Annotated in this window: 14 protein-coding genes; 10 read left to right on the top strand and 4 right to left on the bottom strand. The window is 73.2% G+C overall.

The features are described from left to right. The coding region (locus tag PV721_RS19070; RefSeq protein WP_319725827.1) for a DUF6350 family protein at window positions 1-1,135 on the top strand (1,135 nt) is incomplete at its 5' end. A 386-nt stretch (window positions 1,136-1,521) separates the two neighbouring features. Here the strand turns inward: PV721_RS19070 and PV721_RS19065 are convergent. Further along, a complete protein-coding gene (locus PV721_RS19065) occupies window positions 1,522-2,097 on the bottom strand; it encodes a hypothetical protein (RefSeq protein ID WP_319725825.1) in 576 nt (191 codons plus the stop codon). Window positions 2,098-2,342: 245 nt separating this feature from the next. On the opposite strand from PV721_RS19065, the gene purN reads away from it, so the two are divergent. Beyond that, a complete protein-coding gene (gene purN, locus PV721_RS19060; RefSeq protein ID WP_319725822.1) occupies window positions 2,343-2,966 on the top strand; it encodes a phosphoribosylglycinamide formyltransferase in 624 nt (207 codons plus the stop codon). After that, window positions 2,963-4,555, top strand: coding sequence for a bifunctional phosphoribosylaminoimidazolecarboxamide formyltransferase/IMP cyclohydrolase (gene purH, locus PV721_RS19055; protein WP_319725819.1), 1,593 nt, complete (start codon window positions 2,963-2,965; stop codon window positions 4,553-4,555). The genes purN and purH overlap by 4 nt, the downstream gene beginning before the upstream one ends. A gap of 78 nt (window positions 4,556-4,633) precedes the next feature. Here the strand turns inward: purH and PV721_RS19050 are convergent, their stop codons facing one another. Beyond that, entirely contained in the window at window positions 4,634-5,296 is a 663-nt protein-coding gene (locus PV721_RS19050) for a hypothetical protein (protein ID WP_319725816.1), read from the bottom strand. Between the two features lie 244 nt (window positions 5,297-5,540). Here PV721_RS19050 and PV721_RS19045 point away from each other — a divergent pair, with 244 nt between their 5' ends. Both PV721_RS19045 and PV721_RS19040 read left to right on the top strand, forming a co-directional pair. Beyond that, a complete protein-coding gene (locus tag PV721_RS19045; protein ID WP_319725814.1) occupies window positions 5,541-6,401 on the top strand; it encodes a bifunctional methylenetetrahydrofolate dehydrogenase/methenyltetrahydrofolate cyclohydrolase in 861 nt (286 codons plus the stop codon). Beyond that, window positions 6,391-6,918, top strand: coding sequence for a DUF3017 domain-containing protein (locus PV721_RS19040; protein WP_319725812.1), 528 nt, complete (start codon window positions 6,391-6,393; stop codon window positions 6,916-6,918). The genes PV721_RS19045 and PV721_RS19040 overlap by 11 nt, the downstream gene beginning before the upstream one ends. Here the strand turns inward: PV721_RS19040 and PV721_RS19035 are convergent. Next, window positions 6,905-7,621, bottom strand: coding sequence for a LysR substrate-binding domain-containing protein (locus PV721_RS19035; RefSeq protein ID WP_319725810.1), 717 nt, complete (start codon window positions 7,619-7,621; stop codon window positions 6,905-6,907). The two genes, PV721_RS19040 and PV721_RS19035, sit on opposite strands and share 14 nt — an antisense overlap. A 66-nt stretch (window positions 7,622-7,687) precedes the next feature. On the opposite strand from PV721_RS19035, the gene PV721_RS19030 reads away from it, so the two are divergent. From PV721_RS19030 to PV721_RS19010, 5 genes are all read left to right on the top strand, one after another. Beyond that, a complete protein-coding gene (locus tag PV721_RS19030) occupies window positions 7,688-8,314 on the top strand; it encodes a short chain dehydrogenase (protein ID WP_319725809.1) in 627 nt (208 codons plus the stop codon). Window positions 8,315-8,530: 216 nt separating this feature from the next. Next, entirely contained in the window at window positions 8,531-9,520 is a 990-nt protein-coding gene (locus tag PV721_RS19025; protein ID WP_319725807.1) for a malate dehydrogenase, read from the top strand. Window positions 9,521-9,653: 133 nt separating this feature from the next. Then, window positions 9,654-11,366 carry a hypothetical protein gene (locus PV721_RS19020; protein WP_319725806.1) on the top strand — a complete coding sequence of 571 codons (1,713 nt, stop codon included), beginning with the start codon at window positions 9,654-9,656 and terminating at the stop codon, window positions 11,364-11,366. Next, complete coding sequence (locus PV721_RS19015; RefSeq protein ID WP_319725804.1) at window positions 11,353-11,742, top strand: hypothetical protein; 390 nt, start codon at window positions 11,353-11,355, stop codon at window positions 11,740-11,742. Before PV721_RS19020 ends, PV721_RS19015 begins: the two co-directional genes overlap by 14 nt. Before the next feature lie 3 nt (window positions 11,743-11,745). Next, window positions 11,746-12,723: a hypothetical protein gene (locus PV721_RS19010; RefSeq protein ID WP_319725803.1), complete on the top strand. Its 978-nt coding sequence runs from the start codon at window positions 11,746-11,748 to the stop codon at window positions 12,721-12,723. Window positions 12,724-12,847: 124 nt separating this feature from the next. Here PV721_RS19010 and PV721_RS19005 read toward each other — a convergent pair whose 3' ends face one another. Then, complete coding sequence (locus PV721_RS19005; protein WP_319725801.1) at window positions 12,848-13,372, bottom strand: carboxymuconolactone decarboxylase family protein; 525 nt, start codon at window positions 13,370-13,372, stop codon at window positions 12,848-12,850. Window positions 13,373-13,418 lie beyond the last annotated feature (46 nt).

The raw sequence follows: 13,418 nt of genomic DNA, 5'->3' as shown, positions 1-13,418 counted from the left end.
GGCCAGGGGGCGTCCGCTCGGTCCGCTGCCGTCCTGGCTGCCAGGGGGCGTGCGGAGAGCCGTCGGGCGCCCCCGGTACGCGCTGGCGGTGCGGGCCGGGGTGGGCGGGGCACTGGTCCTGCTGGGCGGCGGCGCGCTGCTCGTCGGCGCCTCGCTCGCCTGGCACGGTGCCGAGGTCCAGACCTCGTTCCTGTCGCTGACCGAGGTGTGGTCGGGCCGGTTCGCGGTCCTGCTGCTCGCACTCGCGCTGATGCCGAACGCCACCGTCTGGGGCGCCGCCTACGCCCTCGGGCCCGGCTTCGCCCTCGGCGCCGATGCCACCGCCACGCCGCTCGGCTTCGCGGGCCAGCCCGGTCTGCCGCGGTTCCCGCTGCTGGCGGCGCTCCCGCCCGAGGGGCCCGGGACCCCGCTGACCTGGGCGGTCGTCGGAGTGCCGGTGGTCGCCGGGCTGGCGGTGGGCTGGTTCGCGGTCCGCCGGGCGCGCGAGGTCTCGTACGGGGAGACCGCGCTCACGGCGGCGCTCGGGGCGGTGGTCTGCGGGCTGGTGATGACCGGGCTCGCGGCGGCCTCGGCGGGGCCGCTGGGCTCGCGGCGGCTGTCCGACTTCGGGCCGGTGTGGTGGGCCACCGGGGCGGCGGCCTGCGCGTGGACGCTGCTGCTGGCGGTGCCGGGGGCGGTGGCGGTGCATGCGTGGCGGAACCGGCCGGCCAGGGGGCTGGCCGCGCTCGACGCGCTGTCCGCGCTGGACGTGGACGAGATGGTGGACGACCGGTGGCACGACAGTGGCGTACGGGAGGTTCGGTGGGCGGCGATGAGGAGGGCGGCGGGGGTGCTGATTCCGGAGATCGGGGCGGTGGCGTCCCCGCCGGAGCCTCCGGCGGTTCCCTCGGCTCCCTCGGCTCCTTTGGCTCCTTTGGCTCCCTCGGCTCCCTCGGCCGCCTCGGCTCCGGCCGGTGCTGAGGCTCCTGTTGCGCGGGCGCCTCGGGCGGTGACCGTCGTGTCGGGGCGCGGGCTGGATCTGACGCCGATCCTGATGGCGGCGAAACCGGTCGGCTCGGTGGTGGATCCGGCTCCGCCGTTGGCTCCGCCGGTTCTGGGGGCGCGGGTCCTCGCCCGGCGGAAGCCGCCCGTCTAGGCCCGGTGCGGCGCGGCCGGCGGGGGCTCCGCCCCCACACCCCCGCGCCTCAAACGCCGGCGGGGCTGAAATCGGGGCTCCGCCCCGGACCCCCGCGCCTCAGACGCCGGCGGGGCTGGATGGGTGCGGCGGGGCCGAGGGAATCGGGGCTCCGCCCCACGCCCCCCTGCCTCAGACGCCGACGGGCCTGGGTGGTGCGGCGGGGCTGAAGTCGGGGTGCAGCCCACGCCCCCGCGCCTGGAACGGATGGTGCGGCGGGGCCGAGGGAATCGGGGCTCCGCTCCGGGCCCCGCGCCTCAAACGCCGGCGGGGCCGGATGGTGCGGCGGGGCTGGATGGTGTGGCCGGGCCCGATTGTGGTGGACCGGGCTGGATCGGCCGGCGAGGTTACTGGCGGACCTTCAGGACGTCGCCCACCACGTTGTCCGGGAGGAGGGTGTTGCACTGGAGTTCCGCCGACTTCGTGAGGGCGTCGTCGCGGCAGACGTAGAAGTCCTTGTACGCGAGCTGCAGGCCGTACGAGCTCATCGCCAGCAGGATCGCCAGGGAGGCCGTGACCAGGCCGCTCACCGCCGCCGTGCGCTGGGGGCGGGCCGCCGGGCCGAGGGCGTCCAGGCCGGTGGGGGCGCCCGGGGCGGCCGCCGCCGCGGGCTTGCCGCGGAGGGCGCTGATTCCCCAGTACAGGGCGAGCGCGCCCAGCAGCAGGCCCACCGACGGGATGCCGAAGATCCCGAAGAAGAAGCCCCACATGCCGGCCAGCAGCGCGTAGCGGGCACGGCGCTGGATCGGGTCGGTCGGGTCCCAGCGCGCCGGGCCCCGGCGGCCGTCGGAATCCCCCGGGTCCTCCCCGTTCCCGCCGTCACCACCGCCGCGCGGCTGCCACGGCTGGTCGGGCCGGCCTTCCGGCGGAGCCGCGAAGGGGTTGTCGTCGGTGGGGGAGTCGGGCTGACGGCGGTCCGGCATCGGGTGTGTTTCTTCCCCTGTGTCATGGACGTCGAGGCGACGTCGTGGCGAGGTGAGGCCAGTTTGCGGCTTGTACGCCAGACGCTACCGCCCGGCCGTCCCCCCGTCCCTCGGGGGCCGTCCGGTGTGCCGGTATCGTTGCAGGCGGTCGGTGGCTTCGTATGGTTCCCCGTATATCGGTACCCCGAAGTTTTGTATGACCACACAAAGACGAACACCGCAATTCCCGCGAGAAAGGGCCTCCCATGGCCGCCTCCCGCCTGGTCGTGCTGGTCTCCGGCTCCGGCACCAACCTCCAGGCCCTGCTCGACGCCATCGACGCCCACCCCGGCGGATCCGAGGGCTTCGGTGCCGAAGTCGTCGCCGTGGGGGCCGACCGCAAGGGCATCGCCGGCCTGGAGCGGGCGGAGAAGGCCGGGATCCCCACCTTCGTCTGCCCGGTGAAGGACTACGCGAGCCGTGCGGAGTGGGACGTCGCCCTGACGGAGGCGACCGACGCCCACGCGCCGGACCTCGTCGTGTCGGCCGGGTTCATGAAGATCGTGGGCAAGGAGTTCATCGACCGCTTCGGCGGCCGGTTCATCAACACCCACCCCGCCCTCCTCCCCGCCTTCCCCGGTGCGCACGGCGTACGGGACGCGCTCGCCTACGGCGCGAAGGTCACCGGCTGCACGGTCCACTTCGTGGACAGCGGCGTGGACACCGGTCCGATCATCGCCCAGGGTGTGGTCGAGGTCCGGGACGAGGACGACGAAGCCGCTCTCCATGAGCGCATCAAGGAAGTCGAGCGCCAGCTGCTCGTCGATGTCGTGGGGCGCCTGGCCCGGCACGGCTACCGCATTGAGGGACGAAAGGTAACAATCCAGTGACCGCCGCAGACACCGCAGCGAGCAACGACCCGACCACGAACCGGCGGCCGATCCGGCGTGCGCTCATCAGCGTCTACGACAAGACGGGACTGGAAGAGCTGGCCCGCGGGCTGCACGAGGCCGGCGTCGCGCTCGTCTCCACCGGCTCCACCGCCTCGAAGATCGCTGCGGCCGGGGTGCCCGTCACCAAGGTCGAGGAGCTGACCGGCTTCCCCGAGTGCCTCGACGGCCGCGTCAAGACCCTGCACCCGCGCGTGCACGCCGGCATCCTCGCCGACCTGCGCCTGGAGGACCACCGCAACCAGCTCGCCGAGCTGGGCGTCGAACCCTTCGACCTCGTGGTCGTCAACCTGTACCCGTTCCTGGCCACCGTCCAGTCGGGTGCCACTCCCGACGAGTGCGTCGAGCAGATCGACATCGGCGGCCCGTCGATGGTCCGCGCCGCCGCCAAGAACCACCCGTCGGTCGCCGTCGTCACCAGCCCCGCGCGGTACACCGACGTCATCGCCGCGGCCCAGGGCGGCGGCTTCGACCTCACCGCCCGCAAGCGGCTGGCGGCCGAGGCCTTCCAGCACACCGCCGCCTACGACGTGGCCGTGGCCTCCTGGTTCACGAACGCGTACGCGCCGGAGCCGGAGGCGGTCCTGCCGGAGTTCCTCGCGGGCGCCTGGGAGCGCAAGTCGACCCTGCGCTACGGCGAGAACCCGCACCAGGCCGCCGCGCTCTACACCGACGGGCAGCCGGGCGGGCTCGCCAATGCCGAGCAGCTGCACGGCAAGGAGATGTCCTTCAACAACTACGTGGACACCGAGGCCGCGCGCCGCGCCGCCTACGACCACGACGAGCCCTGCGTCGCGATCATCAAGCACGCCAACCCGTGCGGCATCGCGGTCGGCGATGACGTCGCCGCCGCCCACCGCAAGGCGCACGCCTGCGACCCGCTGTCGGCCTTCGGCGGCGTCATCGCCGTCAACCGCCCGGTGACCGTCGAGCTCGCCGAGCAGGTCGCCGAGATCTTCACCGAGGTCATCGCAGCCCCCGGCTACGAGGACGGCGCGGTCGAGATCCTGGCCAAGAAGAAGAACATCCGCGTCCTGAAGGTGGACGGCACCCCGCACCAGCCGGGCGACCTCAAGCCGATCTCGGGCGGCACGCTGCTCCAGCAGTCGGACGTCTTCCAGGCCGAGGGCGACGACCCGGCCAACTGGACCCTCGCCACCGGCGACGCCCTCTCCGAGGCCGAGCTCGCCGAGCTGGCCTTCGCGTGGAAGGCCTGCCGGGCCGTCAAGTCCAACGCGATCCTGCTCGCCAAGGACGGCGCCTCGGTCGGCGTCGGCATGGGCCAGGTCAACCGCGTCGACTCGGCGAAGCTCGCCGTCGAGCGGGCGGGCGCCGAGCGCGCGCAGGGCTCGTACGCCGCGTCCGACGCCTTCTTCCCCTTCCCGGACGGGCTGGAGATCCTGACGGCGGCGGGCATCAAGGCCGTGGTCCAGCCGGGCGGTTCGGTCCGTGACGAACTGGTCGTCGAGGCCGCGCAGAAGGCCGGCGTGACCATGTACTTCACCGGCACCCGGCACTTCTTCCACTGATCACCGGTACCCGCTGACGGCGAAGGCCGCGTCCCGCACTGCGGGACGCGGCCTTCGCCGTGTGCGTACGGGAGGGGCTCAGTACTGGGGGCGCCGGAAGTAGTCGCCCGCCTTCGCGAGGCCCACGATCACCGTGAGGCCGAGGCCGAGGGAGACCAGGGACGGCAGCGCGGAGATCACGGTGAGGCCGGCAGGGGTGTGCTCGTCGGCACTGAGCGCGATCATGTTCCCCAGCAGCCCGAGACCGGCGAAGAGGACCTGCAGCGATCCGTAGACGATGCCGGAGACGCGGACGCCGCCGCGGCCCTTGGCCATCTTGGCCGCGGTCAGGATGGGCCACAGGGCCAGGCCGATGAAGAACAGGCCGATGACGACGCCCACGGTGCCGGCGATGGCCCCCACGTCCTCCGTGGAGGAGCTGGAGTAGCTGGAGTCCGAGAGGGCCGCGGCGAACACGGCGCCGCCGATGATGAAGAACAGGCCGCCCAGGACCTGCAGGCCGCCGATGATGAAGAGGATGACGCGGGCCGCCTTCGCACCGCCCGGCATCTCGTGGACCGGAGCGCCCGGGTATCCGACGGGACCGCCCGGGTAGGCCTGCGGTGCCTGCTGCGGGTAGGCGTAGCCGCCCTGCGGCGGGGTGCCCTGCGGGGCCTGCTGCGGGTAGCCGTAGCCGGGCTGGCCCTGCGGGGCCTGGGGAGGCTGCTGTCCGTACGGATTGTGCGGGTCGCCGAAGCTCATCTTGGGGTGTTCCTCCGTGGAAGTGCGGGGACGCACGGCAATGAGCGCGGAGGAATCCTGCACGGTGCGGTCCGCCCCCCGGCACTGCCCGCGGCACTCAGTCGTTTCATCGTCGTCCGGCGGCCAGGGCTTGTCCAGTTCGTTACGGTGCGGTCGGTGACTTGTTGTGCAAGTGCAATGAACCCTGCACACCTGTGAGCGCCTTGACTGGAACCGGGGCCACCTCATCCGGGAGGATGGGGGCATGACCGCCCAGATTCTCGATGGCAAGGCCACCGCCGCCGCGATCAAGTCCGAACTGACCGCCCGCGTGGCGGCCCTGAAGGCCCGGGGCATCACCCCCGGCCTCGGCACCCTCCTGGTCGGTGACGATCCGGGCAGCCGCTGGTACGTCAACGGCAAGCACAAGGACTGCGCCGAGGTCGGCATCGCCTCCATCCAGCGCGAACTGCCCGCGACGGCCTCCCAGGAGGACATCGAGGCTGTCGTGCGGGAGCTCAACGCCAACCCGGAGTGCACGGGCTACATCGTCCAACTCCCGCTCCCCAAGGGCATCGACACCAACCGGGTCCTGGAGCTGATGGATCCGCTGAAGGACGCCGACGGCCTGCACCCCATGTCCCTCGGCCGGCTGGTGCTGAACGAGCCGGGCCCGCTGCCCTGCACCCCCTACGGGATCGTCGAACTGCTGCGCCACCACGGCGTCGGCATCAACGGCGCGCACGTCGTCGTCCTCGGCCGCGGGATCACCGTGGGGCGCTCCATCGGCCTGCTGCTCACCCGCAAGTCCGAGAACGCCACCGTGACGCTCTGCCACACCGGTACCCGCGACCTCTCCGGGCTGCTGCGCCAGGCGGACATCATCGTCGCCGCGGCCGGTGTTCCGCACCTGGTCAAACCGGAGGACGTGAAGCCGGGCGCGGCCGTGCTCGACGTGGGCGTCAGCCGCGACCAGGGCGGGAAGATCGTCGGCGACGTGCACCCCGGCGTGGCCGAGGTGGCCGCGTGGATCTCCCCGAACCCGGGCGGAGTCGGCCCGATGACCCGGGCCCAGCTGCTCGTCAACGTCGTCGAGGCGGCGGAACGGAGCAGCAGTGCAGGCTGAAGGGGATGCCGGGCGCGCGGCCGGCGGCGGCGCGCCCGGGGCGAACGGCACGCCCGTCGCCTCCGGTGCGCCCGTCACGCCCGTCACCGCGGGAGCGGCCGGCACGGTCGGCGCGCCCGCGGACGAGGCGCGCCGGTCCCGCCGCTTCCCGTCCGTCACCCGGGACACCGCCCGCCCCGAGGGCAGCGGCCGCGCCGTCCCGGGGGCCGTGTCCACCCCCGCCCGTCAGTGGCCCATGCTCAGCGTGCTCACCGCGACCGCGGCCGGGCTGCTGGCCACCGCCCTGGGGCACCCGAAGATCGGCTGTCTGGCGATCGGCGTGGCCCTGATCGCCGCCTCGGTGATGCGCCGCGTGCTGCCCTCGGTGGGGATGCTCGCGGTGCGCTCCCGCTTCACGGACATGATCACGTACGGGCTGCTGGGCGTGGCGATCACCCTGCTCGCGCTGGTGATCGAGCCCAAGCCGCTGCTGGAGATCCCGTTCCTGGAGAGCGCGGTCCGCTTCACGGTGCGGTGATCCGTTTCACCGGGGGGTGAGTGGGGTGGGCGCCGCGGGTGCGGTCAGCTCCGTGAGGTGCGGCCGCGACGGCCGGCTGGGTCTCCGTGCCCGCCCGGACCTGCACGTCCAGCGTCCGCCCCGGGCCCGGCAGCTCCCGTACGGCGGCGCCGGGCGGCGGGGCGTCGCACAGCAGCCTCGGCAGGATCGACACCGCCCGCCCGGTCGCCACGAGCCACAGCCCCGCCCGCAGGTCCCCGCACTCGTGCGCGACGCGCGGGGTGAACCCGGCGTTCCGGCAGGCGTGGAGCAGCATCTCGCGGCAGCTGCTCGGAGCCGGGGCCGAGACCCAGTCGGCCTCCCGCAGCGCGGCGAGCCCGTCCCGCTCGTAGGCGGGGACCAGGGCCTGCGGCAGCGCCAGGCACAGCGGGTCCTCGAACAGCGGCACCGTGGTGGTCCCGGGCGCGGGCGGGGCGCCGAGCAGCGGGTACGCGTAGGTCACCGCCAGGTCCAGGCGGCGCGCGCGGAGCTGCGGCACGGCCTCCTCCGGGTCGGCCTGCACGATGCGCGGCCGCAGCCGGGGGTGGCGTACGGCGAGCTCGGCCACGAGCGGCGCGGCCACGGTGGCCAGCGCGCTCGGGGCGCAGCCGACGGCCAGCTCGCCGCCGGGCTCCGCGTCGAGGGCCCGCACCGCTCCTTCGGCCCGTTCCAGTGCGGTCAGCACCGGCTCGCAGGCGGCCGCCAGCGCGGCGCCGGCCGGGGTGAGTCGGCGCGGGGTGATGCTCGGCCCGTGAACGCGAAGCAGAAGGTCCTCCTGGTCGGAGCGAACGGCACCCTCGGCAGGGCGGTCCACGCGGCCCTGCGCGAGCGCGGTCACCAGGTCGTCACCGCCTCCCGCAAGGGCGCCGACGTCCCCGTGGACATCACCGACCCGGCGTCCGTCCGGGCCATGTACGCCCAAGTGGCCGAACGGGTGGGCGAGATCGACGCGGTGGCGAGCGCGGCCGGCAGCGTGCCGTGGCGGCGCCTGGGCGAGTTGGGCACGGACGACATCCGCAGCGGCCTCGAAGGAAAGGTCGTCAGCCAGATCGAGCTGGTCCGCCAGGGCCTCGCGCACCTGCCCGGCCAGGCCTCCTACACGCTGGTCACCGGCATCCTGGCCCGCGAGCCCCTGCTCACCGGCGCGGTGGCCGCCCTCGCCAACGGGGCCGTCGAGGCCTTCGTGCGCGCCGCGGCCATCGAACTGCCCGGCCGCCAGCGCATCAACGCCGTCAGCCCCACCGTCTTCGAAGAGTCCCTCGATGTGTACGGGGACACGTTCGCGGGATTCGACCCGGTGCCGGTCTCCCGCGCGGCGAACGCGTACGTCAAGTCGATCGAGGGCCACCAGACGGGCCGGATCTTCCTGGTCGAGTAGGCGGAACGGGGGCCGAACGGGGGTCCTGGAACCGGCTTCGCCTTCGAAACGGCGGGGTCCGTGTGCCATGCACCACAGGGACCCGGGGGTCAGCCCGCTGCCGGGTCGGATAGCCTGACCGCGGATGTCTCTTCACGTCAAGATTTACAGGGGAGCGGCGTCCTCCAGCACATGGGGCAGGGACGCCCCACCGCCAGCTGTCTAACGGAGAAGGCCATGACCCGCACTCCTGTGAATGTCACCGTCACCGGCGCCGCCGGCCAGATCGGCTACGCGCTGCTCTTCCGCATCGCCTCCGGTCACCTGCTCGGCGCGGACGTGCCGGTCAAGCTCCGTCTTCTGGAGATCCCCCAGGGCATGAAGGCCGCCGAGGGCACCGCCATGGAGCTCGACGACTGCGCCTTCCCGCTGCTCAAGGGCATCGACATCTTCGACGACCCGAACCAGGGCTTCGACGGCGCCAACGTCGCGCTGCTCGTGGGCGCCCGCCCGCGCACCAAGGGCATGGAGCGCGGTGACCTGCTCTCCGCCAACGGCGGCATCTTCAAGCCGCAGGGCGCCGCGATCAACGCGAACGCCGCGGACGACATCAAGGTCCTGGTCGTGGGCAACCCGGCCAACACCAACGCGCTCATCGCGCAGGCTGCCGCCCCGGACGTACCGGCCGAGCGCTTCACGGCGATGACCCGCCTGGACCACAACCGCGCGATCTCGCAGCTCGCGCAGAAGACCGGCGCCGCCGTCTCCGACATCAAGCGCCTCACCATCTGGGGCAACCACTCGGCGACCCAGTACCCGGACATCTTCCACGCGGAGATCGCCGGCAAGAACGCCGCCGAGGTCGTCAACGACGAGGTGTGGCTTGGCGAGACCTTCATCCCGACCGTCGCCAAGCGCGGCGCCGCGATCATCGAGGCCCGTGGCGCGTCCTCGGCCGCCTCGGCCGCCAACGCCGCCATCGACCACGTGCACACGTGGGTCAACGGCACCGCCGAGGGCGACTGGACCTCGATGGGCATCCCGTCGGACGGCTCCTACGGCGTCCCGGCCGGTCTGATCTCCTCCTTCCCCGTCACCTGCAAGGACGGCAAGTACGAGATCGTCCAGGGCCTGGACATCAACGCGTTCTCCCGCACCCGCATCGACGCCTCCGTCCAGGAGCTGTCGGAGGAGCGCGACGCGGTCCGCGAGCTCGGCCTGATCTGATCCGTCCTTCCCGCCGAGGAGCGCTCGCACCTCGACGGGGAGTACGGCCCCGAGCGCCCCGGCCCCACCAGGCCGGGGCGCTTTGGCGTGTTTACGCCTGTCGCATGATGTAAGCGAAATCTAAGGTCGGTCGGTGACCGAGAGCCCGATTCCCCGTCAGCCCGCAGGCAATCCGCAGGACGACCTCAGCAACGGCCGTCCCCCCGTCGAACCGGCGTTCAGCGAGGCCGGCCGCTTCTTGTGCGCGGGCACCTACATAGACGCCGGGTACCGCGATCGGGTGATCGAGGAGCTGTACGTCCACGAGGAGCGGATCGTCGCGCCCTCCTACGGGTTCGACGCCTCGCGCGTCCTCGCCCACGCCCTCCGCGCCCGCCGCGCCGAACTCGGCTGGGCGCTCGGCGTGCTCGGCGCCTGGTTCGTCGGTTCCGTGCTCACCGGGGGCGCCCTCGCGCTGATGCTCGTCCCGTTCCTGCTGCTGAGCCTCGCGGGCTGGCTCAGGGCCCGGTCCGGCCTGCTGGCGCGCCTCCTGTCCGTCGTGGTGCGGATCTACGCCTGGTGGAACCTGGCCGTCATCGTGATCCTGGTCCTCGGGATCTGGCTGGCCCTGCTCGGCGCCTTCGACGACACGCTCGGCAGCCCGGTCGGCTTCGGCGCCCTGATCTTCTCGCAGGGCATCGGAGGCGTGGCGACCGGATTCGTCATCGGGTGGGTGCCGGCGGTCTTCGCCGCGGTCGTCACCGTCGTCGGACTCCAGCGCGGGTACGTGGCCCGGACCATCGCCCACGACCTCAACCGGGACCGGTACGCCCACCGGCCGGCCGATCCCGCCGAGGCCGACGTCGGCGTACGGTTCGCCCGCGTGCGGCAGCGCATCATCGACGAGCAGCACTCGCCGCTGATCATGTACGACATCAACGACCCGTTCGCCGGGGCCGGTCAGGCGTACCGCCCCTGGCAGGACTCCTTCGAACTGCGCCCCCGCGAGGACCTGCCCCCCGGTACCACGCCGGAGCCGCTCACCAACGCCCGCATCCTGGAGGGGGTCGTGCCCCTGGTGGAGCGCCTGCGGGCGCCCTCGCCGCACGGGTCCCCGCAGGCCCAGGCGGCCGTACTGGACCGGATGCGCGAGCTGGTCGTCGACCAGTGCGTGTTCCTGCCGGGCGGCGGACTGGGGCACCGCGACGAAGGACCGCACGTGCGCGCGGACTTCGAAACGCACCGGGCCGAGGCCATCGAGGAGGGCGGCGAACGCCGTCGGCACTTCCTGCGCATCCGCGTCGGCGGCTGGGACGAGAACATGGTCGTCACCCTGTTCGTACGGGTCCACACCCAGGGCGGGATGATGATGGTGGAGATGGCGCCGCACGTGCTGCTGCCCGTCCACGCGGCCTTCCACAACGCGGACGCGGACGCCCACCGTTACCTGAACAACAACCGGTTCGGGAAGGTGGCCTGGGCCCTGCGGCACACCCCCGGCTCCTTCACGGCCTCAATCGTCACCCTGGGCCGCGGGGTCGCGAGCTGGGTCAGGATCGCGGCCGGCGGCCACGGGGGCGCCCGGCCGGAGGGGCCGCGCGTGTCGGTGCGCGAACTCGCGGCGCAGGACAACGGCTCGCTGTTCCATCTCATGGACCTCGACCGGTACTTGAAGACCATTCAGGACCGGGTCATCGCCGGTATTACGTTGGTCCTGCACGAAGGCGGCTGGCACACCGAGGCGTTCGCGCGGCGCGCCGGCATCCACATCGAGAACTACGTGGGTGCGGCGTACGACAGCGCGATCAGCTTCGGCGGCAGCGGCAATCACAACAGCACACACAGGGGGAGCCATGGCGACAGATAACGGGAGCGGGAGCGGGCCGGAGCCGGGGGTGCGGATCGGCAGCGTCCACGGCAGCGCGGTCAGTTTCGGCGGCTCCAACAACATCAACACCGTCCAGCACGGCGGTACGGGAGCGAGCGCACCCGATGCGGCGCAGCTGCTGGAGGCGGTGCTCACCCTGCGCGAGGCGCTCGTACGGGAGGCCCCCCGGGGCGCCGACAGGACCGCGCTCGACGCCGAACTGGACGGGATCGCCGAGCAGCTGGAGGGCACCGACACGATCCGGCCAGGCCTGCCCGCCCGGCTGCGCGCAGCGCTGGAGCGGTGGGCTCCGCTGGTCGAGTCGGTGAGTGCGGCCGCTGCCCTGGGCAGCCTGCTCGGCGCGCTGGGAGGCTGAGCCGTGGCTCCGGCACAGCCGCCGTCCGGCCCGCGCCGCTGGGACGCGCAGGCGCAGCGCTGGGTGGTGGACCAGGCCCCGGCGGGACCGCCGCCGGGCATGCCTCCGGTTCCGCCGCCGCAGCCTCCGGGCGCGCCGCCGGTGTACGACCCGCTGGGGCCGGGGGCTCCGCCGCCGCCCCCGTACGGGGTGCCGACCGCGCCGCAGCCGTCGTACGCCCCCGACCCCGCGTACCTGCCGCCCGTACCGCCGCCGCCCGGTTACACGTCGCCCTCCGGCGGGTCGGGCGGCCGGTGGCGGACTCCGGTGACGGCGGGGATCGCGGTCGCCTCCGTCGTGATCGGCGCCGGGGCGGTGTGGTTCCTGGCCCGGGACACGGGCGACGGGGACCGCGCGGGCGAGAAGAACGGGACGGTGGCCTCGGGCACGCCGTCGTGGTCCGGCGGCGGACCGTCCGGGACGGCCTCGCCCACCGCCTCCGGCTCCCCGACGGCCGGCGCCGGCCCGAGCAAAGTCCCGAGCCCGTCCGGCACCGTGCCGGGGGCGGGGGGCCACGAGACCAAGCAGGACCCGTCGGGCTTCACCATCGCCGTCCCGGCCGGCTGGGTGCGGGAGGAGCTCAAGGAGGGGGTCTTCTACCGCTCGGCCGACCGGACCGCGCTGATCCAGGTATTCCGGGTGTCGGAGCCGGAGCTCAGCCCGCTCGACGCGGTCAAACAGGCCTCCACCTACCTGCGGGGCGGCACCCGGGGGTACGAGGAGATCAGCGTGGGCGCGGTTCCGGGCGGTTCCGGGGCGGCGGAGCTCGTCTACCAGTACGACAGCGAGGAGTCGCGCGGGGTGCGGCGCGGTGTCGAACGGGTCTTCTTCGCCGGGGACGGCGGCAAGTGGGCGGTGCTGACCGCCGGCCCGGTCGCCGCGTGGCAGGCCACGCAGGACCACCACGCGGCGGCGCTGGCCGCGTTCCGGCCGGCCGGCTGACCGGGTGCCGGGCGACCCGGCCGGCCGGGCCACCCCGGCCCGGCCGCCGACCCGTCGGGCGGCCGGCCCGGCATGCGGCTGACCCCCGTCGGGCGGCCGCGCCGGCTGCCCGGCGCACGCTCGGTCAGGACTGGTACATGCCCGGCTTGTAGTGGCCCGGCACCATGCGGGTGGTGACGCCGATGCGGTTCCAGACGTTGATCGTCGCGATGACGGCGATCAGCTGGGCCAGCTCGCGCTCCTCGAAGTGCTCCGCGGCCTTCTCGTACACCTCGTCCGGCACGAAACCGTCCGTCAGGACCGTGACGGCCTCGGTGAACTCGATCGCCGCGAGCTCCTTCTCGCTGTAGAAGTGCCGCGACTCCTCCCAGGCGGCCAGCTGCACGATCCGGTCGACGCTCTCACCGTGCGCGAGCGCGTCCTTGGTGTGCATGTCGAGGCAGAAGGCGCAGTGGTTGACCTGTGAGGCGCGGATCTTGACGAGCTCGACCAGGGCCGGGTCCAGGCCCTTGCGGGAGGCGATCTCCAGGGCCAGGACGGCCTTGTAGACCTCGGGTGCGAGCTTGGCCATCTGCATGCGCGGGGTGTGCTCGGGCGCGTGCTCGTGCGTGGGGGAGGGGGTCTGCCGGTTCTGCGTGCTGTGCGTCATGTGATCCACCCTAGGAGGCAGGCGGCCCAGGGATATGGTCCATATC

Origin of the sequence: Streptomyces sp. MB09-01, from assembly GCF_033794505.1 — a bacterium.
Classification (GTDB): domain Bacteria; phylum Actinomycetota; class Actinomycetes; order Streptomycetales; family Streptomycetaceae; genus Streptomyces.
Note: the sequence above shows the minus strand (reverse complement) of the source record. Positions and strands in the feature narration are given on the sequence as shown.

Excerpts from the sequence above, each read along its gene's own strand:
- PV721_RS19065 (WP_319725825.1), bottom strand. The coding sequence starts at position 2,097 with ATGCCGGACCGCCGTCAGCCCGACTCCCCCACCGACGACAACCCCTTC.
- purN (WP_319725822.1), top strand. The coding sequence starts at position 2,343 with ATGGCCGCCTCCCGCCTGGTCGTGCTGGTCTCCGGCTCCGGCACCAAC.
- PV721_RS19050 (WP_319725816.1), bottom strand. The coding sequence starts at position 5,296 with ATGAGCTTCGGCGACCCGCACAATCCGTACGGACAGCAGCCTCCCCAG.
- PV721_RS19045 (WP_319725814.1), top strand. The coding sequence starts at position 5,541 with ATGACCGCCCAGATTCTCGATGGCAAGGCCACCGCCGCCGCGATCAAG.
- PV721_RS19025 (WP_319725807.1), top strand. The coding sequence starts at position 8,531 with ATGACCCGCACTCCTGTGAATGTCACCGTCACCGGCGCCGCCGGCCAG.
- PV721_RS19015 (WP_319725804.1), top strand. The coding sequence starts at position 11,353 with ATGGCGACAGATAACGGGAGCGGGAGCGGGCCGGAGCCGGGGGTGCGG.
- PV721_RS19005 (WP_319725801.1), bottom strand. The coding sequence starts at position 13,372 with ATGACGCACAGCACGCAGAACCGGCAGACCCCCTCCCCCACGCACGAG.